General features: G+C 50.7%; 29 protein-coding genes. 19 read left to right on the top strand and 10 right to left on the bottom strand.

What is annotated here, in order from left to right; translation table 11 throughout:
- Nucleotides 1-37: 37 nt before the first annotated feature.
- A complete protein-coding gene (locus MUG06_RS03125) occupies nt 38-1,342 on the bottom strand; it encodes a FliC/FljB family flagellin (protein WP_243077690.1) in 1,305 nt (434 codons plus the stop codon).
- Nucleotides 1,343-1,681: 339 nt separating this feature from the next.
- Here MUG06_RS03125 and fliD point away from each other — a divergent pair, with 339 nt between their 5' ends.
- The 4 genes from fliD to amyA all read left to right on the top strand — a co-directional run bounded on the left by fliD (nt 1,682) and on the right by amyA (nt 5,480).
- The gene (gene fliD / locus MUG06_RS03120) at nt 1,682-3,103 is read left to right on the top strand and encodes a flagellar filament capping protein FliD (protein ID WP_215846555.1); all 1,422 of its coding nucleotides are present in this window, start codon (nt 1,682-1,684) and stop codon (nt 3,101-3,103) included.
- A 12-nt stretch (nt 3,104-3,115) separates the two neighbouring features.
- Nucleotides 3,116-3,526, top strand: coding sequence for a flagellar export chaperone FliS (gene fliS, locus MUG06_RS03115; RefSeq protein ID WP_243077689.1), 411 nt, complete (start codon nt 3,116-3,118; stop codon nt 3,524-3,526).
- Nucleotides 3,526-3,891, top strand: a complete 366-nt coding sequence (gene fliT / locus MUG06_RS03110) for a flagella biosynthesis regulatory protein FliT (protein ID WP_243077688.1) — start codon at nt 3,526-3,528, stop codon at nt 3,889-3,891. The genes fliS and fliT overlap by 1 nt, the downstream gene beginning before the upstream one ends.
- A gap of 104 nt (nt 3,892-3,995) precedes the next feature.
- Nucleotides 3,996-5,480 (top strand): alpha-amylase, encoded by a 1,485-nt coding sequence (gene amyA, locus MUG06_RS03105; protein ID WP_243077687.1) that lies wholly within the window; start codon nt 3,996-3,998, stop codon nt 5,478-5,480.
- A gap of 573 nt (nt 5,481-6,053) precedes the next feature.
- On the opposite strand, the gene yedD is transcribed toward amyA, so the two are convergent.
- A complete protein-coding gene (gene yedD, locus MUG06_RS03100; protein WP_243077686.1) occupies nt 6,054-6,524 on the bottom strand; it encodes a lipoprotein YedD in 471 nt (156 codons plus the stop codon).
- A gap of 322 nt (nt 6,525-6,846) precedes the next feature.
- Between yedD and MUG06_RS03095 the strand changes: the two genes are divergently transcribed.
- Nucleotides 6,847-7,170, top strand: coding sequence for a DUF6388 family protein (locus MUG06_RS03095; protein WP_243078489.1), 324 nt, complete (start codon nt 6,847-6,849; stop codon nt 7,168-7,170).
- Nucleotides 7,171-7,360: 190 nt separating this feature from the next.
- On the opposite strand, the gene iraP is transcribed toward MUG06_RS03095, so the two are convergent.
- Nucleotides 7,361-7,660, bottom strand: a complete 300-nt coding sequence (gene iraP / locus MUG06_RS03090; RefSeq protein ID WP_215846552.1) for an anti-adapter protein IraP — start codon at nt 7,658-7,660, stop codon at nt 7,361-7,363.
- A gap of 179 nt (nt 7,661-7,839) precedes the next feature.
- On the opposite strand from iraP, the gene MUG06_RS03085 reads away from it, so the two are divergent.
- Nucleotides 7,840-8,079 carry a DinI-like family protein gene (locus MUG06_RS03085; protein ID WP_215846551.1) on the top strand — a complete coding sequence of 80 codons (240 nt, stop codon included), beginning with the start codon at nt 7,840-7,842 and terminating at the stop codon, nt 8,077-8,079.
- A gap of 36 nt (nt 8,080-8,115) precedes the next feature.
- Here the strand turns inward: MUG06_RS03085 and MUG06_RS03080 are convergent, their stop codons facing one another.
- The 3 genes from MUG06_RS03080 to MUG06_RS03070 form a co-directional block, all read right to left on the bottom strand.
- Nucleotides 8,116-8,382, bottom strand: a complete 267-nt coding sequence (locus tag MUG06_RS03080) for a hypothetical protein (protein WP_215846550.1) — start codon at nt 8,380-8,382, stop codon at nt 8,116-8,118.
- 113 nt (nt 8,383-8,495) lie between these two features.
- Complete coding sequence (locus MUG06_RS03075; RefSeq protein WP_347568896.1) at nt 8,496-8,837, bottom strand: hypothetical protein; 342 nt, start codon at nt 8,835-8,837, stop codon at nt 8,496-8,498.
- Nucleotides 8,818-9,204 (bottom strand): hypothetical protein, encoded by a 387-nt coding sequence (locus tag MUG06_RS03070; protein ID WP_215846549.1) that lies wholly within the window; start codon nt 9,202-9,204, stop codon nt 8,818-8,820. Before MUG06_RS03070 ends, MUG06_RS03075 begins: the two co-directional genes overlap by 20 nt.
- 136 nt (nt 9,205-9,340) lie before the next feature.
- Between MUG06_RS03070 and MUG06_RS03065 the strand changes: the two genes are divergently transcribed.
- Nucleotides 9,341-9,973: a helix-turn-helix domain-containing protein gene (locus MUG06_RS03065; RefSeq protein ID WP_243077685.1), complete on the top strand. Its 633-nt coding sequence runs from the start codon at nt 9,341-9,343 to the stop codon at nt 9,971-9,973.
- A gap of 64 nt (nt 9,974-10,037) precedes the next feature.
- Here the strand turns inward: MUG06_RS03065 and MUG06_RS03060 are convergent, their stop codons facing one another.
- Nucleotides 10,038-10,286, bottom strand: coding sequence for a hypothetical protein (locus MUG06_RS03060; protein ID WP_243077684.1), 249 nt, complete (start codon nt 10,284-10,286; stop codon nt 10,038-10,040).
- A gap of 320 nt (nt 10,287-10,606) precedes the next feature.
- Here MUG06_RS03060 and MUG06_RS03055 point away from each other — a divergent pair, with 320 nt between their 5' ends.
- Entirely contained in the window at nt 10,607-10,807 is a 201-nt protein-coding gene (locus MUG06_RS03055) for a hypothetical protein (protein WP_243077683.1), read from the top strand.
- 32 nt (nt 10,808-10,839) lie between these two features.
- On the opposite strand, the gene MUG06_RS03050 is transcribed toward MUG06_RS03055, so the two are convergent.
- From MUG06_RS03050 to fliE, 3 genes are all read right to left on the bottom strand, one after another.
- Nucleotides 10,840-11,058, bottom strand: a complete 219-nt coding sequence (locus MUG06_RS03050; RefSeq protein ID WP_243077682.1) for a hypothetical protein — start codon at nt 11,056-11,058, stop codon at nt 10,840-10,842.
- Between the two features lie 1,340 nt (nt 11,059-12,398).
- Nucleotides 12,399-12,560, bottom strand: coding sequence for a YnfU family zinc-binding protein (locus MUG06_RS03045; protein WP_215846544.1), 162 nt, complete (start codon nt 12,558-12,560; stop codon nt 12,399-12,401).
- 567 nt (nt 12,561-13,127) lie between these two features.
- A complete protein-coding gene (fliE, locus tag MUG06_RS03040; protein ID WP_215846543.1) occupies nt 13,128-13,439 on the bottom strand; it encodes a flagellar hook-basal body complex protein FliE in 312 nt (103 codons plus the stop codon).
- A 233-nt stretch (nt 13,440-13,672) separates the two neighbouring features.
- On the opposite strand from fliE, the gene fliF reads away from it, so the two are divergent.
- The 11 genes from fliF (at nt 13,673) to fliP (ending at nt 23,329) form a co-directional block, all read left to right on the top strand.
- Nucleotides 13,673-15,403 carry a flagellar basal-body MS-ring/collar protein FliF gene (fliF, locus tag MUG06_RS03035; RefSeq protein ID WP_243077681.1) on the top strand — a complete coding sequence of 577 codons (1,731 nt, stop codon included), beginning with the start codon at nt 13,673-13,675 and terminating at the stop codon, nt 15,401-15,403.
- Nucleotides 15,400-16,392: a flagellar motor switch protein FliG gene (fliG, locus tag MUG06_RS03030; protein WP_215846542.1), complete on the top strand. Its 993-nt coding sequence runs from the start codon at nt 15,400-15,402 to the stop codon at nt 16,390-16,392. Before fliF ends, fliG begins: the two co-directional genes overlap by 4 nt.
- A complete protein-coding gene (gene fliH / locus MUG06_RS03025; RefSeq protein ID WP_215846541.1) occupies nt 16,385-17,077 on the top strand; it encodes a flagellar assembly protein FliH in 693 nt (230 codons plus the stop codon). Before fliG ends, fliH begins: the two co-directional genes overlap by 8 nt.
- Nucleotides 17,077-18,438: a flagellar protein export ATPase FliI gene (fliI, locus tag MUG06_RS03020; protein WP_215846540.1), complete on the top strand. Its 1,362-nt coding sequence runs from the start codon at nt 17,077-17,079 to the stop codon at nt 18,436-18,438. Before fliH ends, fliI begins: the two co-directional genes overlap by 1 nt.
- A 32-nt stretch (nt 18,439-18,470) precedes the next feature.
- Nucleotides 18,471-18,914, top strand: a complete 444-nt coding sequence (gene fliJ / locus MUG06_RS03015) for a flagellar export protein FliJ (RefSeq protein WP_215846539.1) — start codon at nt 18,471-18,473, stop codon at nt 18,912-18,914.
- Entirely contained in the window at nt 18,911-20,170 is a 1,260-nt protein-coding gene (locus MUG06_RS03010) for a flagellar hook-length control protein FliK (RefSeq protein ID WP_243077680.1), read from the top strand. The genes fliJ and MUG06_RS03010 overlap by 4 nt, the downstream gene beginning before the upstream one ends.
- A gap of 129 nt (nt 20,171-20,299) precedes the next feature.
- On the top strand, nt 20,300-20,785 hold the full coding sequence (fliL, locus tag MUG06_RS03005) for a flagellar basal body-associated protein FliL (RefSeq protein ID WP_215846537.1): 486 nt from the start codon (nt 20,300-20,302) through the stop codon (nt 20,783-20,785).
- 4 nt (nt 20,786-20,789) lie between these two features.
- The gene (fliM, locus tag MUG06_RS03000) at nt 20,790-21,797 is read left to right on the top strand and encodes a flagellar motor switch protein FliM (RefSeq protein ID WP_215846536.1); all 1,008 of its coding nucleotides are present in this window, start codon (nt 20,790-20,792) and stop codon (nt 21,795-21,797) included.
- Nucleotides 21,790-22,197, top strand: coding sequence for a flagellar motor switch protein FliN (gene fliN / locus MUG06_RS02995; RefSeq protein WP_215846535.1), 408 nt, complete (start codon nt 21,790-21,792; stop codon nt 22,195-22,197). The genes fliM and fliN overlap by 8 nt, the downstream gene beginning before the upstream one ends.
- A 2-nt stretch (nt 22,198-22,199) precedes the next feature.
- Nucleotides 22,200-22,598 (top strand): flagellar biosynthetic protein FliO, encoded by a 399-nt coding sequence (gene fliO, locus MUG06_RS02990; protein WP_215846534.1) that lies wholly within the window; start codon nt 22,200-22,202, stop codon nt 22,596-22,598.
- Nucleotides 22,598-23,329, top strand: a complete 732-nt coding sequence (gene fliP, locus MUG06_RS02985) for a flagellar type III secretion system pore protein FliP (protein WP_243078486.1) — start codon at nt 22,598-22,600, stop codon at nt 23,327-23,329. The genes fliO and fliP overlap by 1 nt, the downstream gene beginning before the upstream one ends.
- Nucleotides 23,330-23,352: the final 23 nt, after the last annotated feature.

Genomic DNA, 23,352 nt, shown 5'->3' with positions numbered 1-23,352 from the left:
CGCCGAAGCGAGGTTTTTACGTATTTCAAGAGAGCGATTAGCCCTGCAGCAGAGACAGAACCTGCTGTGGAACGGAGTTCGCTTTCGCCAACACGGAGTTACCCGCCTGCTGAACGATCTGTGCTTTAGACATGTTTGAAACTTCAACCGCGTAGTCAGCATCCTGAATACGAGACTGTGCTTCAGACAGGTTAGTGGTGGTGTTGTTCAGGTTGGTGATAGCAGAATCCAGACGGTTCTGTACCGCACCCAGGCTTGAACGGAAGGTGTCAACCTGCGCAATGGCTTTGTCCAACAGTGCCAGCGGATCTGAAGTCGCTGTACCTTCATAAACACTGGTGTTTGCATCATCAGCGATGTCGCCGATGTCTGTGGCTACGTTAAGAGTACCAGTAGTATCAGCACTGTTAGTTAATGCGCCAGCGTCAGTATTGTAATTTTTACCTTGAACAGTAACGTAACCTACTGCGTTACCATTATCATCGGTACCTACTTTAACTAATTTGCCCGTTTGCTCTGCGTCTGTGACACCGTTATCACCATCATCATATGTAACATCGGTGGTGTTTAGTGTAACGGTGCCATCATCTGCAACAGAAGCTGCATAGAAGTCATCACCGCTCTGTACAACATAATCAGAAGTTGCAGCACCATTGCTGTCAAGTACGTTATGCAGGCTCAGAGATGATGCATTAACAGTTGAGCCGCTTGCGGTACTGATAGAACTTGCAGCATCTGTCAATTTAACAGCACTTGGTGCAGCTGAGCCATCACCTACCTGAGTCACAGCATCGCCTACTTTCAAAGCATTGCTGGTTACAGAGAAACCGCTCAGACCCAGAGTAGAAGAGTCGATTTTTTTCAGGTCAATAGAGATGGTTTCGCCATCATTTGAACCAACCTGAATTTTCATTGAACCATCTTTAGCCAGTACGTTCACGCCGTTGAACTGAGTCTGACCAGAAACGCGGTCAATTTCGTCCAGACGTGATTTGATTTCGTCCTGGATTGAAGACAGGTCAGAATCAGAGTTGGTGCCGTTCTGTGCCTGTACGGTCAGTTCACGTACACGCTGTAAGTTGTTGTTGATTTCTGACAGTGCGCCTTCAGTAGTCTGCGCAGCAGAGATACCGTCGTTGGCGTTACGAGCAGCCTGAGTCAGGCCGTTGATGTTAGAGGTGAAACGGTTGGCAATTGCCTGACCAGCAGCGTCATCTTTAGCGCTGTTGATACGTAAACCTGAAGACAGACGCTCGATAGAAGTAGACAGAGCAGACTGGTTCTTGTTGATGTTGTTCTGAGTGATCAGCGAGAGGCTATTGGTATTAATGACTTGGGCCATGATAAATTTTCCTGTTAATCAAGTCTTTCGGTTAAGGTGTGGGCTTCAACCCGCCGGCTTCAACGCCGTCAATGTTGTTATCGTCTGCCCTTGAACAACCTTTAGAATTTTTTTTAGGACCAGGCCAACTTTTTCTGCTGGTTCCTGTCACGCTAATGTTTATCGCCCACCCTCAGAACTTCTTTAGCGTTAATTGAACATTTTTCTAGTCGCCGAAATACCCTTCTCTATATGTCCTATTCGGTTTATTAGCGATGCGTAAATAACCTTAAACTTTACTTAATAAAAGCCGATAACACCGGTATTCAAACTCCGTGTCGACCATATAAAGGAAACAACATGGCTAGTATTTCTACCTTAGGTATCGGTTCAGGCCTCGATTTAAGTACTATTCTGGATAGTCTGACCACTGCAGAGAAAGCGTCATTGACGCCGATTACCACGCAACAGTCCGCGTATACCTCTAAGTTGAGTGCTTACGGCACGCTGAAAAGTGCATTAACGACGTTTCAAACCGCCAACACCAAACTGAATGATGCCGATCTGTTTACCGCCACTACGGCAACCAGCAGCTCCAGCGCATTTAGCGCCACCACATCAGGTAGCACCGTGGCCGGTAAGTACACCGTCAGCGTAACGCAGCTGGCGCAGGCGCAAACCCTGACGTCAGCGGTGCAAACCAGCAACACCACTGCATTGGGTGACAGCGCTGCCAGCCGCACAATGGCTATCACGCTGACCGATGGCACCAGTAAAAACATCACGCTAACCGCCGAACAAACCTCACTGACCGGCATGCGCGATGCGATCAACAGCGCCGATGCAGGCGTCACCGCCACGATTATCAAAGTGGGTGACGGAAGTTATCGTTTATCAATGACCTCCAGCGAAACCGGCAGCGACAACGCCGTCAGCAAAATTGAAGTCACCGGCGACGATACGTTACAAGCCGTTGTGGGTTATGACGCTTCAACCACCACCAATGCGATGACCGAAAGTGTGACGGCGCAAAACGCCAAGCTCACCGTGAACAACGTGGCGATTGAAAGCAGCAGCAATGAAATCAGCGATGCCCTGGAAGGCATCACGCTGAATCTCAATGACACCACAACCGGTAACCAGACGCTGACGATCACCAAAGACACGTCAAAAGCGAACAGCGCCATTACCAGCTGGGTCGATGCTTACAATACCTTGCTGGATCAATTCACTACGTTAACTAAATACACTGCAGTTGATGTCGGCGCTGATGCGCAAGATTCCAGCAACGGTGCGTTACTGGGCGACAGTACGCTGCGTACCATCCAGACCCAGTTAAAAACCATGCTGACCAATGCGCAAAGCTCATCGACCTATAAAACTATGGCGCAGATTGGCATCACCACCGATCCTACCAGCGGCCAGTTAGAACTCGACTCTGACAAACTGGACACCGCACTGAGTACAGATCCGGACGGTGTGAAAGAGATGATCGTTGGTGACGGCAAAACCACCGGTATCACCACCACCATCGCGACGAATTTAACCGGCTGGCTCTCATCAACCGGCATTATTCAGGCGGCGACTGACGGCGTCAGTAAAACTCTGAATAACCTGACCGATCAGTACAACACCATGAGCACGCGTATCGATAATCTGGTGGCGCGCTATAAAGCGCAGTTTACCCAGTTAGACGTGCTCATGAGTTCGCTGAACACCACCAGCGACTACTTAACTCAGCAGTTTGCGACTTCCACAAGCTCCAGCAGCAGCTCATCGTAATAAGGAGTAAACATGTACAGCGCAAATGGCACAAAAGCCTATGCAAAAATCGGCGTCGAAAGCGCCGTGATGAGCGCCAGCCAGCATCAGCTGGTTGTGATGCTTTTCGACGGTGCGCTTAGCGCGCTGGTGCGTGCCCGCCTGTTCTTACAGGACGGCAACATTGAGGGAAAAGGTCTTTCCCTCTCAAAAGCGATCAATATTATTGAAAGCGGACTGAAACAAGGCCTCGACGATCACAGCGGTGATGAACTTGCAGATAACCTGCTGGGTCTTTATACCTACATGGTGCGTCGTCTGTTACAAGCCAATCTACACAATGACGTAGAAGCCATCGAAGAAGTCGAAAGCCTGCTACGCAATATTGCCGACGCCTGGAAAGAAGTTGCGCAACCTCAAACCCTGATTCAGGACGCCGTTTAATGACTCTTGCACCGCATCTGATTACGACTTACCAACATTTACTGACGCTAAGCCAGGGGATGCTGCGCCTTGCAACCGACGGCGAATGGGAAGCGTTGATTAGCAAAGAGATGGATTATGTCAGCGCGGTGCAGAAATTAGCGCGTTCAACAGAGGACGCCGCGCCTTCTGTTCAGGTTCTGGAGCAGCTGCGCCCCGTCTTACGTCATATCCTTGATAATGAAGCTGAAGTGAAGCGTCTGTTGCAGATACGTATGGATGAGCTGGCCTCGCTGGTCGGTCAATCTTCACGTCAGAAATCCGTGCTTTCCGCTTACGGTAAGCAAGGCGGTATTGTGATGGTGCCGCGCGAAACCCAATCCTAGTTTCCTGCCTTTAACGTGTCGCGCAGATATATTTTTCAGCGCGACGCGCCTTTTTTCCCGCTTACTCCATACTTGATTTTCATCATCCCTCATGGAGTGCAGCGATGCAAAACCCAACCTTATTGCAGTTTTTCCATTGGTATTACCCGAAAGGCGGCAAACTGTGGCCAGAAGTTGCAGAGAAAGCGGCTTGGTTGAGTGAAATCGGTATTACGATGGCGTGGCTTCCACCCAGCTACAAAGGGGGATCGGGTGCAGATTCTGAAGGTTACGATACCTATGATCTGTTTGATCTGGGTGAATTTGACCAAAAAGGCAGCATTGCCACCAAATATGGTGACAAGCAGCAGTTATTAGCCGCTGTTGATACGCTGCGCAGCCACAACGTTGGCGTGGTCATGGACGTGGTGCTGAATCATAAAATTGGCGCTGATGAAAAGGAGAAAATAAAGGTTAACCGCGTCAATCCTGATAACCGAGAAGAGATTGATGATGAAGTACTCGAGTGTGAAGCCTGGACGCGCTTCACCTTTCCGGCGCGCGCGGGCAAATATTCAAAATTCATCTGGGATTACAAATGCTTTAGCGGCGTGGATCATATCGAAAATCCCGACGAAAACGGCGTGTTCAAAATCATCAATGATTACACGGTCGAAGGTTGGAACGACCAGGTTGATAATGAACTCGGCAATTTTGATTATCTGATGGGTGCCAACATTGACTTCCGTAACAACGCGGTGAGTGAAGAATTAAAGTATTGGGCGCGTTGGATTATGGAACAACTGCCCTGCACCGGATTTCGTCTGGATGCAGTGAAGCACATTCCTGCCTGGTTTTATAAAGAATGGATTGATCACATTCAGGATGTCGCCAACGAACCGATGTTTATCGTGGCCGAATACTGGGCGCATGAACTTGATAAATTGCAGCAATATATCGAGCAGGTTGACGGCAAAACCATGCTGTTTGATGCGCCGCTGCACTTGAACTTCCATCAGGCTTCTCTGCAAGGAAGTGAATATGACCTCAGCCAGATATTTGCAAATTCACTGGTGGTCGCCGATCCCTGGCATGCCGTGACCATCGTTGCTAATCACGATACACAGCCGTTGCAATCACTGGAAGCGCCCGTTGAGTCATGGTTTAAACCGCTGGCATATGCGCTGATTTTGCTGCGCGAACAAGGCGTGCCGACAATTTTCTACCCTGACCTGTTTGGGGCCAACTATGAAGATGAAGGTGATGATGGCGAGATGTATAACATTCAGATACCGGTGATCGCTGAACTGGAAAACTTGATTCGTGCCCGCCAGATTTACGGCTGGGGCGCGCAAACCGACTATTTTGATCATCCGAACTGCGTGGCGTTTAGTCGCAGCGGCACGGAAGAACATCCCGGCTGCGTGGTTATCATGTCAAACGGTGATGAGGGTGAGAAAACGGTGGCGATGGGCGCAGGTTATGCTGGCAAATCCTGGAGCGATTATTTAGGTCATCGCCTGGAAACAGTCACTACCGATGAAGAAGGTAACGCAGTTTTTCTGTGTAACGGCGGCAGCGTGAGCGTCTGGGTGGTTGATAAGAAATAGTTCGGCGTCGTTTGTCCCCCACCTCGGTCCTCTTCAGTAGGGAGTCGTTTGTCCCCCACCTCGGTCCTCCCCCATACATGGGGGAGGAAGATGCTGCCATATGCGAGTATTGAAGCTGCATGTGGCAGCGTCTCCTTCCCCCGCGTCGCGGGGGAAGGTCGGGATGGGGGCCAGCGTACTCCACTTCAACATCTTAAGTGCGAAGTCGTTTGCCCCCCACCTCGGTCCTCCCCCATACATGGGGGAGGAAGATGCTGCAAAATGCGAGTATTGAGTCTGCATGTGGCAGCGTCTCCTTCCCCCGCTTCGCGGGGGAAGGCCGGGATGGGGGCCAGCGTACTCCACTTCAACATCTTAAGTGCGAGGTCGTTTGTCCCCCACCTCAATCCTCCCCCATACATGGGGGAGGAAGATGCTGCCATATGCGAGTATTGAAGCTGCATGTGGCAGCGTCTCCTTCCCCCGCTTCGCGGGGGAAGGCCGGGATGGGGGCCAGCGCGCAGAGGAATAATCCAAACAGCGCGCAGAGGAGTAATCCAAGCAGCGCAGCTACCCTAGCATTACACTCGGAACTTACTTCTCGTTATTCTGTGTAATCGTTGTGCGCAGCAGTTCTGGTTCGATATTCTGAATCACCGCTGCATCAGGCTGTTTGGCCACTTCATCCAGCGCTTTTTGGCAATCTACCGTTGGACGATCCACTCTACGCAGCGTCAAACCGTCATATTTCAGTTCGCCGTTTTCCACCACCAGCGGCATAACGCGCAGTTGACGATTTACGTTAACGTAATCACCGCTCAGCAAGGTTAATTTCCCCGGCTTGGCGATAATGCGCTGCCATTGGCGACAATCCAGCGTGCTGCCATCAGAATCAATGATCAAACTGGCAATGGCTTGATCGCTAATCAAGCCGCCTTGCGGCCCAACGGTTTGCCAGTTGCCTTGCAAACTGGCGGGCGCTGGCGTTTTCACCGCGCTTTTATAGTTATCGATTTGGGCACAGCCGCCCAGCGCCAGTACCGCAATCAGCATCCACTTTTTCATCTTTAATCCCTAAGCTCGCATCAATGGCGGCTACGTTATAATTTTTCCACTAAGCTACGCAAGATATCTGCGCATCCGTAACCGCTTTCAATGCCGCTTTCTTCTCTCTTTCGCTGTTTTACGGCTCATCAACATGCAGCAAAGCGTGACAGCGCCTGGAGATAATTCGAACGTTTGCGCAGTCTGCCGCCATAATATGAAAGCGAGTATAGAAGTTTCAACAGAATGCCCCTTCATCTACTTAGCGGCGTATCGGATTCCTGACAATACGATTGCAACAGGCTACACTGGTGCGCTGCAACAGACTTTCAGGAACGTAATGATGAAAACGCCAGAAGCCTATTATGCCCAGGCGCGCGACATGTTTTTCGCCGCCCACGCCGATTTCCAGCAAGCCCTTGATGAACTTACCGAAAGCGATGCGCGCACCGCAAACTTATCACTGCGACAGTTGCGCGAATGGCATGCCGAACGCATCTACGCTGCGTTTTTACGTCAAAAAAATCTCGATGGGATGATCTTTTCTATTCAGCTGGCTGAACCAGATAAAGCGGTAGCGGCGGACGCGATCGAGACTTATCTCAAATCACATGCCGAATCGTTGGGTATGACGTGGGAAGAGTTTTGCATCAAGAATGAGCTATAAGGCGATCGGGTTAAAGGTGCACTTTAAAAACACCTCCAACCAGTCGAAATCGGCATAAATAAATTGTACAACAAGACAAATCTTGTATAAGTTTATCCCACGACTTCGGTCGCGATTGTCCTTGAACGAATAGTGCTTTTGCACTGCCTCTGGAGGTGTTGCTGGATTTCCACCTCCAGAGGCTAATTTTTTACTCCCCTTCTGTTTCTGCCTTGCCATTCACTTCGACGTATTTCGCCACTGCCAGCAAACGATTAATGTGCGTCAACAGCAAATCTACATCAGATTGCAAAAACTCAGTTGAAGAGCGTGAAGCCGTGACGATCGCATCTTGCACCGTTTCGGTGATGGTGAGCGAATTGTCTTGTTTTGCCTGAATCAGCAATGCGGCGATTAACAAAGTTTGCGCTTCGGTCTGCGCTGTCAATTCTTTGGCGTCGACATCCATCTTTGCCATTTTAAGCAGAATATCTATAACCAGCTGTCGCATTGCACTTCTCCTGAAGTCAGTAATTCCAATATGTCGTTTTGACCCGTCCACATTACTCCAGACCAGCACAAATTACTAAACGACATAAAATATTTTGTCTCTGTCGCTCGCGACATCTTGCTACTGTTTTTATTTACAGTATTATGTGCGGGCCATTTTGCCCTCTACGGATTGCCATTATGTTTGTGGAATTGATTTACGATAAGCGTAACGTTGCGGGTTTACCTGGCGCTCGCGAAATGATTTTGCAAGAGCTGGAAAAGCGCGTGCATCGAGTGTTTCCTGATCTTGAAGTTAAGGTCAAGCCGATGGAACGTAACGCTATAGATACCGATTTAAGTAAGAATGATAAAGCTACCATTGCCCGCATCGTCGAAGAGATGTTTGACGAAGCGGAAATGTGGCTGGTGGCCGAGTAATTCCTTCTCAGCCACCGCGACAGTCAGCGGGAGATATTAACTCTCCTGCTCGCTGTGATTGATCTCAATTTCAATATCCTGGATCGCCGCATCCAAATCTTCCAACAGCTTTCCCTGTTTGTTCAGCAGCGCGTCAACGCGGTCCGCATTAACCTTATCTTTGTATTCACCGGCGTCAAATGCTAACCAATGGCTGGAGAGTGTTTCGGTGTTGGTTTGCGCATAGTGACGCATCTCTTTTAACTGAGAAGTCACATCGCGCAGATAATCTGTCTTGCTTTTAGTTTCAACTGAATCACTCATGCTATGTTTCCTTTTGGTTAGTTATTCAATGGCTTTTTACCCAATAAAATGTTGCCTGGAGATTTAAAGATAGTCGAAAATAGCGAAGCCGCATTAGGAATAATCGGAAGCTGCTATTTCCTCTCCGATGAGATCATATTCGCCTCATCGGACTTCACCACTTCCTTCACTTTATCTGCTGTCTTGCTGGCCGTACGATCGGGCAATAAATCGAGTTTGCGCTGCAAGTTGTTAACCTGCGTACTTAACTGTTCAACCTGCGCATCTCGTCGATCAGCCACTTCGCGATAATCCGCCCGAATCTGATTAACCCGCTGATTAGCCGCATGACTTACATACAAAAACATAATGGTCATGATGATACAGATCATCGATAACCCCAGAAACAGCCCGCCGAGAATAACTTTGCGCTTGTTATTAGTAGGGCCAAAATTGTTATCTATTTGAACCATCATTGCGATCCTCCAGAGTCGTAATAAGCCGATCGACTTCATTACGAAACTTATCGTTATGGTCGGCTTCCGTCATCGCCAGCAAAATGCCAAGCGCGTTTTTGATGATGCGTAGATCTGATTCAAGCAAGGAAATTCGACGAAGATTTTTATCGTGCCGCTCACGCAATTCATCGTTCTCCTCGCGCAGCAACAAATTACCTTCCTTTAACAACATCACCTGCTCTTTGTAACTGGTAATGATTTCGCCACCTGCGCGATTGCTGGTCACAATTGAGGCGATCCCTGCCAGCAGCGGCTTCCAAAATAGTGCCGCTGCGCCCCCACCGAGAACTAAGGCTCCTACACTGGTAATTAAACTACTTTCCATGCTCCACCTCTCTTGCTGGTAAGGTGTCTGGAGCAAAACAACCGGGTCGCACAGACACACTGCGCCATGGATTTAAGTTTACTTAAGTACCATGGTTAAGTAAACTTAAGCCTCTCTTATGCAAAAAGTCAAGCTAATGAAAAACGAAACGACAGGTAACCGCATCTTATTGCGTCGCAAAACACAGGAGCTGACTCAGAAACAGCTCGCTGTTCAGGTTAAGGTTTCCCACGTTGCGATATCGCAGTGGGAAAAAGATGAGACATTGCCAAGGGGTGAAAACTTACTTCGGCTGGCAGAAGCGCTGGAATGCGCACCCGCTTATTTGATTGATGGCGAAGGCCCGATCTTTGATCGCTCGCCAACTGAGACAGGCTTCAGCGCCATTCCGCTGATCGCGCTAGCGGATATCCAGCAATGGGCAGAGGGAAAATATGCTCACCTTGAACCTGTTTTATCCAGCGAAAGGGGATTATCGAAGGGCACGTTTGCCGTGCGTATTGAAGACCATGCTATGGCGCCGGCTTATCTGCCGGGAGATGTAGTAATTATTGATCCGCAGCTGGTGCCGCTGCCCGGTGATACGGTTCTGGTCTTTCAGTCTGATAACGCCCTGCTACGCACCTATCGCCCGCGTGGGAAAATTGATGGTGTACCGCAATTCGAATTGGCACCGGCAAACATCGATTACCCGGTATTGCATTCACATCAGGAAAAGTTACAACTGGCGGGAACAATTATTGAGTTGCGGCGCTATCGACAGCGTTAAACAAAAAAACCGCCATAGCGCGGTTTTTTGCTTAAGGATTGGGTCATTAACGTTCAGGGTAAACTTACAGTACGTCGGTCAAGTGATCGACCACCACTTTGCCCTGCAGATCGGTCTGCATAATACGATAGCTGACCCGATACGAGCGGCGATTGCTGAGTTTATCAAACAACGCCACCACACCTTTTTCTTCACCGCTGTGGTTTATAATGGTCCATTCGGTGACATCTTCCTGCCCACGATTGTTGGTCCGCAAAGTGCCCTTCTCAACTAATTTGTCTTCAGCATCAATCTTTAAATAATCACGTAACATATTGTCGACCTCCCAGTAACGCAGGTTACTATATGCTTTTTATCAATCCTTTCAATCGAATTTATTAATCGATATTCAAGATGTCGCATAGAGGCAATTTATGGCTGATTTGTCCATTCCCCGCTTAACATCTCGGGTATAGCATGGGCCGGCTATACGCGCACAGCGAATGCGCTTAGTAAAACGATCGAGAGATAAAAATTACTTTAGCCCGCCCGGTGCGGGCTTTTTTATGCATTTTTGCAGCTACATGACAACTTCGTTACGCCGGATCAGGCAGCCTCGTCTAGACTTTATGCACTGGACAAAAGGAGCGAGCAATGCATAAACATCAGACAAATGAAGAGCGTAAACGCGAAGGTGATGTCAGCAAAAGTTTACCGGAGGCCGCACCAAACGCAGGTAATGCCTATGAAGAGGACGATCATCCGGCAACAGATGCGCCGAAAGATCACGGCGAAGTGCCGCGTAAAAATGATGACAGCGAGGATGATAAAAAGGATCCTTACACCGCTACTTAATCAAATACGCCCCTGTTGAGGGGCGTATTTGTTTACAGCGACTGCTGATAGTTTTCAGGAAAGGGAACGCCGGACTCTTCTAATCGTGACAGTTTTTGCAGAATATCGTTGTGTACCGTTTCATCGCCTTCTTGCCAGTAAGGTCTTACTACGTCTAAAACCCGCTGCGCTGTATCGGCATCGTAATTTTCCGGTTCGTTACCTTTCAGCGTCTGGTGAATTTTTTCGTTCATCTCTCTCAGATCAATCATCTCTTTCTCCGTTCAGGGGTAAATAGTTAACCTGTCTCGAGAAAAGTATAGTTCACCCCATTCACCCGATGTCACGGGGATGTGTCTGGTCATGATTGAGCAAAGTGATTAAGTAAGCAAAAACGGATGGCAAGCTATCCCTTTGTCATGACTGTTTAGCCGATCAACAGCCGGCAAATCCGGTGCATTCATCATGAATGCCCTTTTAAGTGATACAAAACCGGTCAGGAAATTTAATTCGTACTTTTAAAGGATTAAATAGCTACTCTGCATATTCATAAAACCACCGAGTACAGGAAACATTGTGGGTTGAGTTCCATCACATGCCTGTTAAAAATCATTAAATTTACACTGCCAGCGGTAAGTTATGAATCCGTAACACCCTGTAAAGTACAACAATGATAAAAATAATCTTCTTATTTCTCTCGGCTAATCTTTTACTACCATCACAATATTCGTTCCTGTCGAAAAGATTAACTCCAATATCTTTGGTATCAATATTTATAGCATTACTCTAGCCTACAGATGAAAACAATAAGGTGTTGCAGTAGAGAGAATAGTTTGAAATTTTTTACGCCCGCTTCTTGCGGGTTTTTTTATCACGACAACCCAAGAAAATCTTCTTAAACCAATAGGCTCATCCCACACCATTCTTATTTTAAGCCATTGATAATGAATAAATAAATCACAATAATACCCCATAAAGAAGCGTTATTCCCCACTTATCCTTACCGTTCCCACTAAAAAACAACTGTCTATTAAACTAAAGATAAAAATCAGTAATTAATCTTCTAACAAATTATTATCGGCGCATATATTCTTGATAATTCCTAATCTATCGTCCTTTCGCGACTAATATATCTATTCGTGTTTTAATTGAATGCGCGCCCAACACGCGATGACTTAGTGAGTAGCTTTCACACCCGCCCTACGCGGGTTTTTTCAGCTTTGCAATGCAAGCACGCTATAAGCCAGGCTCATATTTGTCATTACGTCAGAAATATAAAATAAGGATCCTCTTCTGGCGGTCGATACCTGAGAAGTTAATAGACCGCGTTAATTTTTCGTAAAAGTGCCTGCTCAAATGTGGGCTTTTTTTACCCTATTACGTGTGCATTGGACGAGACAGTGACGTTTGATGGTCCTAAAGTAAGTCTGGGTTTATCACTGTCTTCACGACGTCAAAAACTAAGGGCCACGCTGCCTGATTAGCAGGCATTCGATACTTGCTCAGGGCTTACTGTCTGTCATTCGCAACGCTTCACAGCAAGGCTAACCGCATCCCTTATCGGAGAATGCAATAAAAAACCGCCCTCAGGCGGCTTAGTGTTTTGGATTTTTTATCCATGGATAACGAAGAGAGATTTACAGTGCGGACAGAGTAAAGCCTGCTCTTTCGAAACTTTTGTAACGGACTGCTTAGACGTTTTCCCGCATGTTGGGCACTTGGCGTCAGTATTGATTCTGGCGATACGGTCCATTACCTGAGTGAAGTAGGACATGGTATTCCGCCTTTTTTATGAATGAGACTAATCGTAACACCGATGATTGTTTTTTAATCAACTCATGATGATTAATCTTACGTTAGATCATAATCTCTGCTTATTTTGCAAAACTATAATATCTTCAAAACCCCAAAAGATGTATTTGTTTTACTACTTATTGCCTTGAGTGTGATAAGTTAGTAATCCTTGACTATCACTTCGTCAACAAATGGATTCCTGCCAGGGAAACGCTCACGGATGAGCCCCATCGCCTACGCCTTTACTTTCGATTTGATACCTTCGCTAAAATGAATCGTGCTGACAATAAAAAAACCGCCCGTAGGCGGTTAGATAATAAATTCAATTGATTACGCTGCTTTACTTCTAGCCCAATGAGACGCCTTTCAGCAAGCTCAAGAGGTTCAGATTCAACTTACGTGACCACAGATAAGGCTCTCAAGTACCCGCAAAATTTGCCAGTCTCAAGATGCATGATGAATGAAAAACTGAATGAATGAGTCCTATCAGTGTTCCATACAGCAGCGATCTAAGCGAATTTCGCTTTTATATCATCCAGTTAATCCGCTACACCTGCATATTCATGATGTCGGAATAAGCTGACACCAGTTTGTTCCTGACCTGAATTCCCATCTGCATTGAAATCGACGATTTCTGCAGATCGACCATCACATCATTCAGCGCAATACCCGGTTTACCCATCTCAAAATCTTGCGCCTGCGAGCGGGCGGTGGTTTGGGTTTCGCTGATCTTATCCAGCGCTGCTTTCATCGTTGCGCCGAAATCAATCTGATGAGTGGCTTCGCTGCTTTTATTGCTCGCCTGCAGCGAAGTCATTTGCAGCTGCTGCAGAACGCCGTCGATTGCCTGAATGGTCATTGCCGATACCTTATTGAAGACAGTGGGATTTTTTCTACGCTGGAAAAGTTATCACATTGTCAATGAGACAAACCCTCTAAATGACTGCAAAAAACCCAGCTTATCCAGCCATCAAATTTTGCGATTCATCAAATAATGCCCGGCATTGAAGTGGAAATTTTATTTACGCAGGTCAGGGAGTCTGTTTTGCCATCACAACTAACCCGGTCAATTACGTCAGGCAGGAATCGGTCATGAATGCGAGTGCAGCCGCCACACAGGATCAAGAAAAGAAAGGCTTAAGTGACCTTTTTGCCCGCCTGCGCGCTAACCCGCGTATTCCGTTAATTATCGCCGCCGCAGCTACCATCGCGGTGGTTTTTGCATTGGTGTTATGGGCGAAAGCGCCGAGCTACAGCGTGCTGTACAACAACCTGTCCGATGAAGACGGCGGCGCGATTGTTACTCAGCTTACCCAGATGAACATTCCTTATCGCTTCGCCGAAAGCGGTGGCGCATTAATGGTACCGGACGAGAAGGTGCATGAACTGCGTCTGCGTCTGGCTCAGCAAGGCTTGCCGAAAGGCGGATCCGTTGGCTTTGAACTGTTAGATAAAGAAAAGTTTGGTATCAGCCAGTTCAGTGAACAGGTGAACTATCAACGTGCGCTGGAAGGTGAACTGGCCCGCACTATCGAAACGCTCGGTCCCGTTAAAGCCGTCCGGGTGCATTTGGCGATGCCAAAACCAACCTTGTTCGTCCGTGAGCAGAAAGCCCCTTCCGCGTCCGTCACCTTAACGTTGCAACCTGGCCGTGCGCTGGATGAAGGTCAGATTCAGGCCATCGTGCATATGGTATCGAGCAGCGTAGCGGGTTTACCGCCGGGCAACGTGACAGTTGTCGATCAGGCTGGACGTCTGCTGACCCGCTCTGATGCCGCCGGACGTGACCTGAATGACGCGCAGCTGAAATATGCCGCTGAAGTCGAAGCCCGTTTCCAGCAGCGTATTGAAGCGATCCTGAATCCTATTTTAGGTCAGGGAAATGTGCATGCTCAGGTTACGGCGCAAATCAACTTTAATACCAGCGAGCAGACGGACGAGAAGTATCAGCCAAACGCCCAACCCGACAGCACAGCGATTCGCTCACGCCAAACCAGCACCAGCGATCAATCGGGCAGTCCTTATCCAGGCGGCGTGCCGGGTGCGTTATCGAACCAACCTGCGCCAGCCAATACTGCGCCGGTCAATGCGCCGAACACTAATGCAAACGCAGCCAATGGTCAGAACGCTAACGGGCAAAATGCGAACGCGCAAAACAACGGCAGCACCACCAGCACCGCTGCCAGCGCCGGTCCAACCAATTCGCGTCGTGACGATACCGTTAACTACGAGTTAGATCGCACCATCCGCCATACCAAAATGAACGTTGGCGACGTGCAGCGCCTTTCTGTCGCTGTGGTAGTGAATTACCGCGAAGATGACAAAGGCAAATCGGTTGCGCTGAACGAGCAGCAGCTGAAGCAGATTGAAGACTTAACCCGTGAAGCGATGGGTTATTCGCAAACGCGTGGCGACAGCATCAACGTGGTGAACTCGCAGTTCAATACTACCGAGCCAACCGTGGGTGATCTGCCGTTCTGGCAGCAGCAAGCCTTCTTTGATCAGCTGATGAGCGCCGGTAAGTGGCTGCTGATTGCGCTGGTCGCCTTCATCCTTTATCGCAAACTGGTGCGTCCGCATCTGGTGCGTAAGAAAGAAGAAGAGAAAGCTGCCGCTGAAGCTGTTGCAGCACGCGCTGCCGCTGCACCGCAAGATGAAGAAGCCTTCAACGTTCAGCTCAGCAAAGATGAGCTGGATCAGGAACGTAAATCAAACAACCGCATGAGCGCTGAAGTTTTGAGCCAGCGTATCCGCGACATGTCTGAAAACGATCCGCGCGTCGTCGCGCTGGTCATTCGCGAATGGATGAGTAAAGAACTATGAGTCTGACCGGTACTGAAAAAAGCGCCATTCTGATGATGACCATTGGCGAAGAGCGCGCTGCGGAAGTTTTCAAGCACCTGAATCAGCGTGAGGTCCAACACCTCAGCGCGGCAATGGCCAATATGCGTCAGGTTTCACACAAACAGCTGACCGAGGTGTTGCGTGAGTTTGAAGCCGACGCCGAGCAGTTTGCAGCGCTGAGCCTCAACTCCAACGAATACTTGCGTTCGGTGTTGGTCAAAGCGCTGGGCGAAGAGCGTGCTTCCAGCTTGCTGGAGGACATTCTCGAAACGCGCGAAACCACCAGCGGTATGGAAACGCTGAACTTTATGGAACCGCAGGCCGCCGCCGACCTTATTCGCGACGAGCATCCGCAAATCATCGCCACCATTCTGGTCCACCTCAAACGGGGTCAGGCGGCAGATATTGTGGCGCTGTTCGACGAGCGTTTACGTCACGACGTCATGCTGCGTATCGCCACCTTCGGCGGCGTTCAACCTGCAGCGTTGGCGGAGCTGACCGAAGTGCTCAACGGCTTGCTGGATGGCACCAACCTCAAGCGTGCGAAGATGGGCGGCGTGAGAACCGCAGCAGAAATTATCAACCTGATGAAAACCCAGCAGGAAGAAGCGGTTATCGAAGCGGTTCGCGATTTCGATGGCGAGCTGGCCCAGAAGATCATCGACGAGATGTTCCTGTTCGAAAACCTGGTCGAAGTGGACGATCGCAGCATCCAGCGCCTGTTGCAGGAAGTGGAATCCGAGCAGTTGCTGATCGCCCTGAAAGGTGCCGAGCAGCCGCTGCGCGAGAAGTTCCTCAAGAACATGTCGGCACGTGCTGCCGATATCCTGCGCGACGATCTGGCCAACCGCGGTCCGGTACGTATGTCTGCCGTCGAGAACGAACAAAAAGCGATCCTGTTGGTGGTACGCCGCCTGGCAGAATCTGGCGAAATGGTAGTGGGCAGCAGCGAGGAAACGTATGTCTGATGCATTTTCCGCGCGCCCGTGGCAGTTGTGGCAGCCCAACGATTTAGGTCGTAGTGATGCGCCCGAGCCAGAACCGCTGCCAGAGATCGAATCGTTTGAAAATGAAGTAGACGAGCAACAGCAACTGCTCGAACGCATGCAGCAGCAAATGCGCAAAGAGGCGCAAGGCCAGGGTTATAACGAAGGCCATCAGCAAGGGTTTGCGGAAGGTCAGAAAACCGGTTACGACGCCGGTTTTGCCCAAGGTTTAGCCGATGCCCAGCAGCAGCATGCTCCGCTTCAGGCGCGTATGCAGCAGTTGGTGACTGAATTCCAGAACACGCTTGAATCGCTGGACAGCGTCATCGCGGCGCGTCTGATGCAGCTGGCGCTGGAAGCGGCGCGCTCTGTGATTGGCCAGGCCACCACGGTGGATGGCAGCGCCCTGCTGCGTCAAATTCAAGGCTTGCTGCAACAGGAACCGATGTTCAGCGGCAAACCGCAGCTGCGGGTGCATCCTGACGATCTGCAACGTATTGAGCAGACGCTGGGGCCAACGCTGGATCTGCACGGCTGGCGTTTGCTGGCCGATAACACGCTGCATCCGGGCGGCTGTAAACTCAGCGCGGAAGATGGCGATCTCGACGCCAGCGTGGCCACGCGCTGGCAGGAACTGTGCCGCCTTGCTGCGCCAGGAGAGTTGTAATGACCACGCGTCTTAATCGCTGGCTTGGCGCGCTCGACGCGTTTGAAGGCCGCATTGCACAAGTTCAGCCGGTTCGCCGCTATGGCCGTTTAACCCGCGCGACCGGTCTGGTACTGGAAGCGACCGGTTTGCAGCTGCCGCTCGGTGCGACCTGCGTGATTGAACGTAACGATGGCAAGAAGATCACCGAAGTTGAAAGTGAAGTGGTGGGCTTTAACGGTCAGAAACTGTTTTTAATGCCGCTGGAAGAAGTGGATGGCATTTTGCCCGGCGCACGCGTGTATGCACGCCAGACCAGTGAAAACCCACAGGCAGGTAAACAATTACTGCTGGGCCCGCAGCTATTAGGCCGCGTGCTGGACGGCAGCGGGCGTCCGCTCGACGGTTTGCCGTCACCCGACACCGGCTACCGCGCACCGCTGATCACCCCACCGTTTAACCCGTTGCAACGTACCCCAATCACTGACGTGCTGGATACCGGCGTACGCGCCATCAACTCGCTGCTTACAGTGGGACGCGGTCAACGTATGGGGCTGTTTGCCGGTTCCGGCGTGGGTAAAAGTGTGTTGCTCGGCATGATGGCGCGCTACACCGAAGCTGATGTCATTGTCGTGGGTCTGATCGGTGAGCGTGGACGAGAAGTAAAAGACTTTATCGAGAACATTCTGGGTGCGGAAGGTCGTGCCCGTTCAGTGGTAATTGCCGCTCCCGCCGACGTTTCTCCTTTATTACGTATGCAAGGTGCCGCTTACGCCACGCGTATCGCCGAAGATTTTCGCGATCGCGGCAAGCATGTGCTGTTGATCATGGATTCCCTGACGCGCTACGCCATGGCGCAGCGTGAGATCGCGCTGGCGATCGGCGAACCACCCGCCACCAAAGGCTATCCACCTTCCGTGTTTGCCAAGCTCCCTGCTCTGGTAGAACGCGCCGGTAACGGCATTGATGGCGGCGGCTCAATTACTGCGTTTTATACCGTACTGACCGAAGGCGACGATCAGCAAGACCCGATCGCGGACTCCGCACGTGCGATCCTGGATGGTCACATCGTGTTGTCTCGCCGTCTGGCGGAAGCGGGTCACTATCCCGCGATAGATATCGAAGCTTCAATCAGCCGTGCCATGACCTCGCTGATTGATGAAAACCATTACGCGCGGGTACGCCAGTTCAAGCAGTTGCTCTCCAGCTTCCAGCGCAACCGCGATCTGGTCAGTGTCGGTGCCTATGCTGCGGGTAGCGACCCGATGCTGGATAAAGCCATCAAACTCTATCCGCAAATGGAAGCTTTCCTGCAACAAGGCATTTTTGAACGCAGCGATTACGACGACGCCTGTCTGCATCTTCATGCTTTGTTTGGTTAAGACACGTTCGGTTAATCAGTGAGGTAACAGCAATGAAAACTGCAAATGCCATCGACACACTGCGTGATCTTGCGGAGCAGGATCTGGAAAAAGCGGTGATTTTTTTAGGCGACATGCGTCGTGGTCAGCAAGCCGCTGATCAGCAACTCACCATGCTGCTCGATTATCAGGATGAATACCGCAATAAGCTCAACGACAACATGTCGACCGGTATCGCCAATAACCGCTGGACCAACTATCACCAGTTTATCCAAACGCTGGAAAAAGCCATTGAGCAGCACCGCAACCAATTACAGCACTGGAATCAGCGCCTTGAGCAGGCGCTGGTGAACTGGCGTGAGAAACAACAGCGGCTTAACGCCTATCAAACGTTGATCACGCGCGCGGCTGAAACCGCCTTACAACAAGAAAACCGTCTCGATCAGAAACGGATGGATGAATTTGCCCAACGGGCCGCCTTTAGGAGAGCCGAATGATTACGCTGCCAACACTTAGCACGCAGACCGTGGCTACCGGTGATGCTGATACTTCAATGTCCACAGACATTTTATCGGGTGCCGATGCGATGCCGCAGGACTTCCTGACGGCGCTGGGTAATCAATTATTGACGCTGGCCAAACAGCCTGGGAAAGTCACGCAATTAACTGATCAACTTGAAGAAAGCGAAGCGGATACCAAGCCGACCAGCGCGCTGAATGCGCTGCTGGCAGCGCTGGAAAATCCCGATGCAGTGAATGCGTTGCTGAAGCCGGAAAATATTAAAGCCGCCACGAAATCAGCCGATGATAAAGATAAGCAAGACGCCAGTACATTAAGCGCCAGTGAGATGCAAAACGTGCAGGCACTGTTTGCCATGTTACCGGCAGCAGCCGCTAACAATGCAACGCCCGCCGTTGCCAGCAGCGAGTTGACACAAAGCGATGTGCGCCGCAATACGCTGTCATCGCTGTCGCAAGCCGTGAACAGCGCGCTGACCAGCAAAGATGAGGCGCCTGAAGGTAAAAGCAGCAAAGCCAGTGACAACAGCGCGCTGATGGGTAAAACCCCTGCGGCAGCCAGCAACACGGCGGCGGTAAGCAGTAATAACAACAGCAATGCGCTGAATCTCGACAGCAGCTTTCAACAGGTGTTGAGCAGCTTGAGCAAGCAGGATGATCAGTCCGCGCCTAAAAACAGCACCAGCGATAATTTGCTGGTGACCAGCGCACCGATCTCCAGTGCCAGTTCGCTGACCGCACCGCTGAATGCCTCAGCGACGACCAATACGCCATCAACCCCGATGCTGAATGCGCAGCTCGGCAGCAACGAATGGCAGCAGGCGCTGAGCCAGCAAATTGTGATGTTCAGCCGTAACGGCCAGCAGAACGCAGAGTTGCGTTTGCATCCTGAAGACCTTGGCGCCATCCAGATCAGCCTGAAACTGGATAACGACACGGCACAGTTAAATATGGTTTCCAGCCACAGCCACGTAAGGGCGGCGCTGGAAGCTGCCCTCCCGCAGCTGCGTCATGCGCTGGCAGAGAGCGGCATTAACCTGGGTGAGAGTCAGGTAAGCAGTGACAGTTCCGCGCAAGGCCAGAGCTTCCAGCAGCAGCAGGAGGCGCGCCGCGATGGACAACATGGCCGCTTCTCCCTCTCCCAGGACAGTGATAATGACATCACGCCGATTGCTGTGCCCGCCACCCTCCAGGCGCGTGTAGCAGGCAACGGCGCCGTCGACACCTTTGCCTGACAGCGACAAACGCTGAAGGTAAGCGTAAAACTCGCGTCTTTTCTTCCCATTGTTTGACTTAAGACGCGGGATAATCTGTTCAGGTGAGCCGAGAGGCTTGCCCATAATTCACAGGAAGTAACTGCAAAAATGTCTGAAAACGCGAAAGCTAAAGGCCGCAAACGTTCAATCTTAATTCCGGTGTTACTGGTGGTAACGCTGGCCGCTTGTAGCGTGGCAGGCTATGCAGTCTGGCGAATGATGAATAAACACGAGGGCGATAAGCCGGAAGTCGCGAAAGTCGAACCACCTGCCGCCCCGGTATTTTTTGCACTTGATACATTTACGGTTAACCTGGTCAATCCCGACAACGATCCTGACCGCGTGCTGTACGTAGGCTTTACCCTGCGTCTGCCGGATGAGGACACCCGTCGTCGGATGAATGACTATCTGCCTGAGGTACGCAGCCGTCTGCTGCTACTGCTCTCACGTCAGAGCGCGAATGCGCTAGCGTCAGAGCAAGGAAAGCAAGCGCTTGTTGAGCAAATCAAACAGGCACTGTCTCCACCACTGGTAAAAGGTCAACCTCCGCAGGCCGTGAACGACGTGCTGTTTACTGCCTTCATTTTGAGGTGAATCAATGGGCGATAGCATTCTCTCCCAAGCTGAAATTGACGCGCTACTCAACGGCGACAGTGACAGCAAGGAAGATGAAAAGATTCAGAAAGGGCCGGAAGGCGACATTCGTCCTTACGACCCGAATACACAGCGCCGTGTAGTACGCGAACGTCTGCAGGCGCTGGAAATTATTAATGAGCGTTTTGCTCGTCAGTTCCGTATGGCGCTGTTTAACCTGCTGCGCCGTAGCCCTGATATTTCTGTGGGTGCGATCAAGATTCAGCCGTATCACGAGTTTGCCCGCAACCTGCCGGTGCCAACCAACCTGAACCTGATCCACCTGAAGCCGCTACGCGGCACTGCGCTGGTGGTGTTTTCACCCAGCCTGGTGTTTATCGCGGTTGATAACCTGTTTGGTGGTGATGGTCGCTTCCCGACTAAAGTGGAAGGCCGTGAGTTTACCCACACTGAGCAGCGCGTTATCCGCCGTATGCTGAAGCTGGCGCTGGATGGTTACAGCGATGCATGGAAAGCCATTTACCCGCTGGACGTAGAGTATGTACGTTCAGAGATGCAGGTGAAATTCACCAACATCACCACTTCACCGAACGACATCGTGGTTAACACGCCGTTCCAGGTGGAGATTGGTAACCTGGTCGGTGAATTTAATATCTGTATTCCGTTTTCGATGATTGAGCCGCTGCGCGAGCTGCTGGTGAACCCGCCGCTGGAAAACTCCCGTCAGGAAGATAATCACTGGCGCGATAACCTGGTGAAGCAGGTTCAGCACTCTGAGCTGGAGCTGATTGCGCACTTTGCTGAGACTTCACTGCGTCTGTCACGCATTTTGCAGCTGAAGCCAGGCGATGTACTGCCGATTGAGAAGCCCGAGCGCATCATCGCCCATGTGGATGGCGTGCCGGTATTAACCAGCCAATATGGCACGATCAACGGCCAATATGCCCTGCGTGTCGAACATCTGATTAACCCGATTTTGAATTCGCTGAACGAGGAACAGCCCAATGAGTGACAGCAAGAAACCGTCCGATGACAACATCTCTGCGGACGATCTGTGGGCTGAGGCAATGAACGAACAAGCTGGCACCAGCGCGCCACAGAGCGACGATGTGTTTAAAACATTCGAGAGCAGCAATATCTCTGGCTCGCTGCAGGATATCGATCTGATTATGGATATCCCGGTGAAACTCACCGTGGAACTGGGCCGTACCAAAATGACCATCAAAGAGCTGCTGCGCCTGACGCAAGGTTCAGTGGTGTCACTGGATGGTCTGGCGGGTGAACCTTTAGATATCCTGATCAACGGTTACCTGATTGCTCAAGGTGAAGTTGTGGTGGTGAACGACAAATATGGCGTGCGCATCACCGATATCATCACCCCTTCTGAACGTATGCGTCGCCTGAGTCGTTAATAATGAATAACCAGTCTCAAACACTGCATCCCGCCGCGCCGCAAACGCAGGCGATTTCTACCGGTTCTGTAGTGACGCAAGTCAGCAGCGTGTTAGCCGGGATTGTATTGTTGATACTGGCTTTTGCCTGGCTGGCGCGCCGCCTCGGTTTCGCACCGAAGAAGGTCAGCAGCCAGGAACTCAAAATGACCGCCAGTGTTCAGGTCGGTCAGCGTGAACGCGTTGTGATTGTTGATACTGCCGATGCGCGCCTGGTCCTTGGCGTCACCGCTCAGCACATCACCCATTTGCACACGTTGCCGCCTGCTGCGCCGGAAGAAAATGCGCCATCAGGCGCTGCGCCACAAGATTTTCGCCAACTGCTACAGAATCTGGTTAAACGTCCCGGAAAACACCCATGATGCGTCGACTGCTTTCTCTTCTGCCGCTGCTGTTGCTGGCACCGGTTGCCCATGCCCAACTGCCGGGTTTGGTGAGTCATCCGTTAGCCAATGGCGGTCAAAGCTGGTCACTGCCGGTGCAGACGCTGGTGTTTATCACCGCGCTGACGTTTATCCCCGCGGTATTGCTGATGATGACCAGCTTTACCCGCATCATTATCGTTTTTGGCCTGCTGCGTAACGCCCTGGGCACGCCTTCTGCACCGCCTAATCAGGTTTTGCTGGGCCTGTCGCTGTTTCTGACCTTCTTTATTATGGCGCCGACCTTCGACAAGATTTATCAGGATGCTTATCTGCCCTTCAGCCAGGACAAGATCACCATGGACGTGGCGATTGAAAAAGGGGCGCAACCGCTGCGCGACTTTATGCTGCGCCAGACGCGAGAAGCAGATTTAGCGCTGTTTGCCCGCCTGGCTAATACACCACCTATTGCTGGCCCTGAAGCCGTACCGATGCGTATCCTGCTGCCTGCTTACGTGACCAGCGAACTGAAAACGGCGTTCCAGATTGGCTTTACCGTCTTCATTCCCTTCCTGATTATCGATTTGGTAGTCGCCAGCGTGTTAATGGCGCTGGGGATGATGATGGTTCCGCCTGCCACCATTTCACTGCCGTTTAAGTTGATGCTGTTTGTATTAGTGGATGGCTGGCAATTGCTGGTCGGTTCGCTGGCGCAAAGCTTCTATTCCTGATTCCCCTTTTCTGACTGGAGCAT

Origin of the sequence: Pantoea sp. MQR6, assembly GCF_022761075.1 — a bacterium.
Taxonomy (GTDB): domain Bacteria; phylum Pseudomonadota; class Gammaproteobacteria; order Enterobacterales; family Enterobacteriaceae; genus Pantoea; species Pantoea phytostimulans.
This window is presented reverse-complemented; position numbering and strand designations above follow the sequence as displayed.

Excerpts from the sequence above, each read along its gene's own strand:
- MUG06_RS03075 (WP_347568896.1), bottom strand. The coding sequence starts at position 8,837 with ATGATGGTTCAAATAGATAACAATTTTGGCCCTACTAATAACAAGCGC.
- MUG06_RS03010 (WP_243077680.1), top strand. The coding sequence starts at position 18,911 with ATGATTACGCTGCCAACACTTAGCACGCAGACCGTGGCTACCGGTGAT.
- MUG06_RS03050 (WP_243077682.1), bottom strand. The coding sequence starts at position 11,058 with ATGATTGATCTGAGAGAGATGAACGAAAAAATTCACCAGACGCTGAAA.
- fliF (WP_243077681.1), top strand. The coding sequence starts at position 13,673 with ATGAATGCGAGTGCAGCCGCCACACAGGATCAAGAAAAGAAAGGCTTA.
- MUG06_RS03125 (WP_243077690.1), bottom strand. The coding sequence starts at position 1,342 with ATGGCCCAAGTCATTAATACCAATAGCCTCTCGCTGATCACTCAGAAC.
- MUG06_RS03080 (WP_215846550.1), bottom strand. The coding sequence starts at position 8,382 with ATGAGTGATTCAGTTGAAACTAAAAGCAAGACAGATTATCTGCGCGAT.
- MUG06_RS03055 (WP_243077683.1), top strand. The coding sequence starts at position 10,607 with ATGCATAAACATCAGACAAATGAAGAGCGTAAACGCGAAGGTGATGTC.
- fliL (WP_215846537.1), top strand. The coding sequence starts at position 20,300 with ATGTCTGAAAACGCGAAAGCTAAAGGCCGCAAACGTTCAATCTTAATT.
- MUG06_RS03065 (WP_243077685.1), top strand. The coding sequence starts at position 9,341 with ATGAAAAACGAAACGACAGGTAACCGCATCTTATTGCGTCGCAAAACA.
- fliH (WP_215846541.1), top strand. The coding sequence starts at position 16,385 with ATGTCTGATGCATTTTCCGCGCGCCCGTGGCAGTTGTGGCAGCCCAAC.
- fliJ (WP_215846539.1), top strand. The coding sequence starts at position 18,471 with ATGAAAACTGCAAATGCCATCGACACACTGCGTGATCTTGCGGAGCAG.
- fliD (WP_215846555.1), top strand. The coding sequence starts at position 1,682 with ATGGCTAGTATTTCTACCTTAGGTATCGGTTCAGGCCTCGATTTAAGT.
- fliN (WP_215846535.1), top strand. The coding sequence starts at position 21,790 with ATGAGTGACAGCAAGAAACCGTCCGATGACAACATCTCTGCGGACGAT.
- fliM (WP_215846536.1), top strand. The coding sequence starts at position 20,790 with ATGGGCGATAGCATTCTCTCCCAAGCTGAAATTGACGCGCTACTCAAC.
- fliE (WP_215846543.1), bottom strand. The coding sequence starts at position 13,439 with ATGACCATTCAGGCAATCGACGGCGTTCTGCAGCAGCTGCAAATGACT.
- MUG06_RS03085 (WP_215846551.1), top strand. The coding sequence starts at position 7,840 with ATGTTTGTGGAATTGATTTACGATAAGCGTAACGTTGCGGGTTTACCT.
- MUG06_RS03095 (WP_243078489.1), top strand. The coding sequence starts at position 6,847 with ATGAAAACGCCAGAAGCCTATTATGCCCAGGCGCGCGACATGTTTTTC.
- fliT (WP_243077688.1), top strand. The coding sequence starts at position 3,526 with ATGACTCTTGCACCGCATCTGATTACGACTTACCAACATTTACTGACG.
- amyA (WP_243077687.1), top strand. The coding sequence starts at position 3,996 with ATGCAAAACCCAACCTTATTGCAGTTTTTCCATTGGTATTACCCGAAA.
- fliG (WP_215846542.1), top strand. The coding sequence starts at position 15,400 with ATGAGTCTGACCGGTACTGAAAAAAGCGCCATTCTGATGATGACCATT.
- MUG06_RS03045 (WP_215846544.1), bottom strand. The coding sequence starts at position 12,560 with ATGTCCTACTTCACTCAGGTAATGGACCGTATCGCCAGAATCAATACT.
- MUG06_RS03070 (WP_215846549.1), bottom strand. The coding sequence starts at position 9,204 with ATGGAAAGTAGTTTAATTACCAGTGTAGGAGCCTTAGTTCTCGGTGGG.
- yedD (WP_243077686.1), bottom strand. The coding sequence starts at position 6,524 with ATGAAAAAGTGGATGCTGATTGCGGTACTGGCGCTGGGCGGCTGTGCC.
- fliI (WP_215846540.1), top strand. The coding sequence starts at position 17,077 with ATGACCACGCGTCTTAATCGCTGGCTTGGCGCGCTCGACGCGTTTGAA.
- fliO (WP_215846534.1), top strand. The coding sequence starts at position 22,200 with ATGAATAACCAGTCTCAAACACTGCATCCCGCCGCGCCGCAAACGCAG.
- iraP (WP_215846552.1), bottom strand. The coding sequence starts at position 7,660 with ATGCGACAGCTGGTTATAGATATTCTGCTTAAAATGGCAAAGATGGAT.
- fliS (WP_243077689.1), top strand. The coding sequence starts at position 3,116 with ATGTACAGCGCAAATGGCACAAAAGCCTATGCAAAAATCGGCGTCGAA.
- fliP (WP_243078486.1), top strand. The coding sequence starts at position 22,598 with ATGCGTCGACTGCTTTCTCTTCTGCCGCTGCTGTTGCTGGCACCGGTT.
- MUG06_RS03060 (WP_243077684.1), bottom strand. The coding sequence starts at position 10,286 with ATGTTACGTGATTATTTAAAGATTGATGCTGAAGACAAATTAGTTGAG.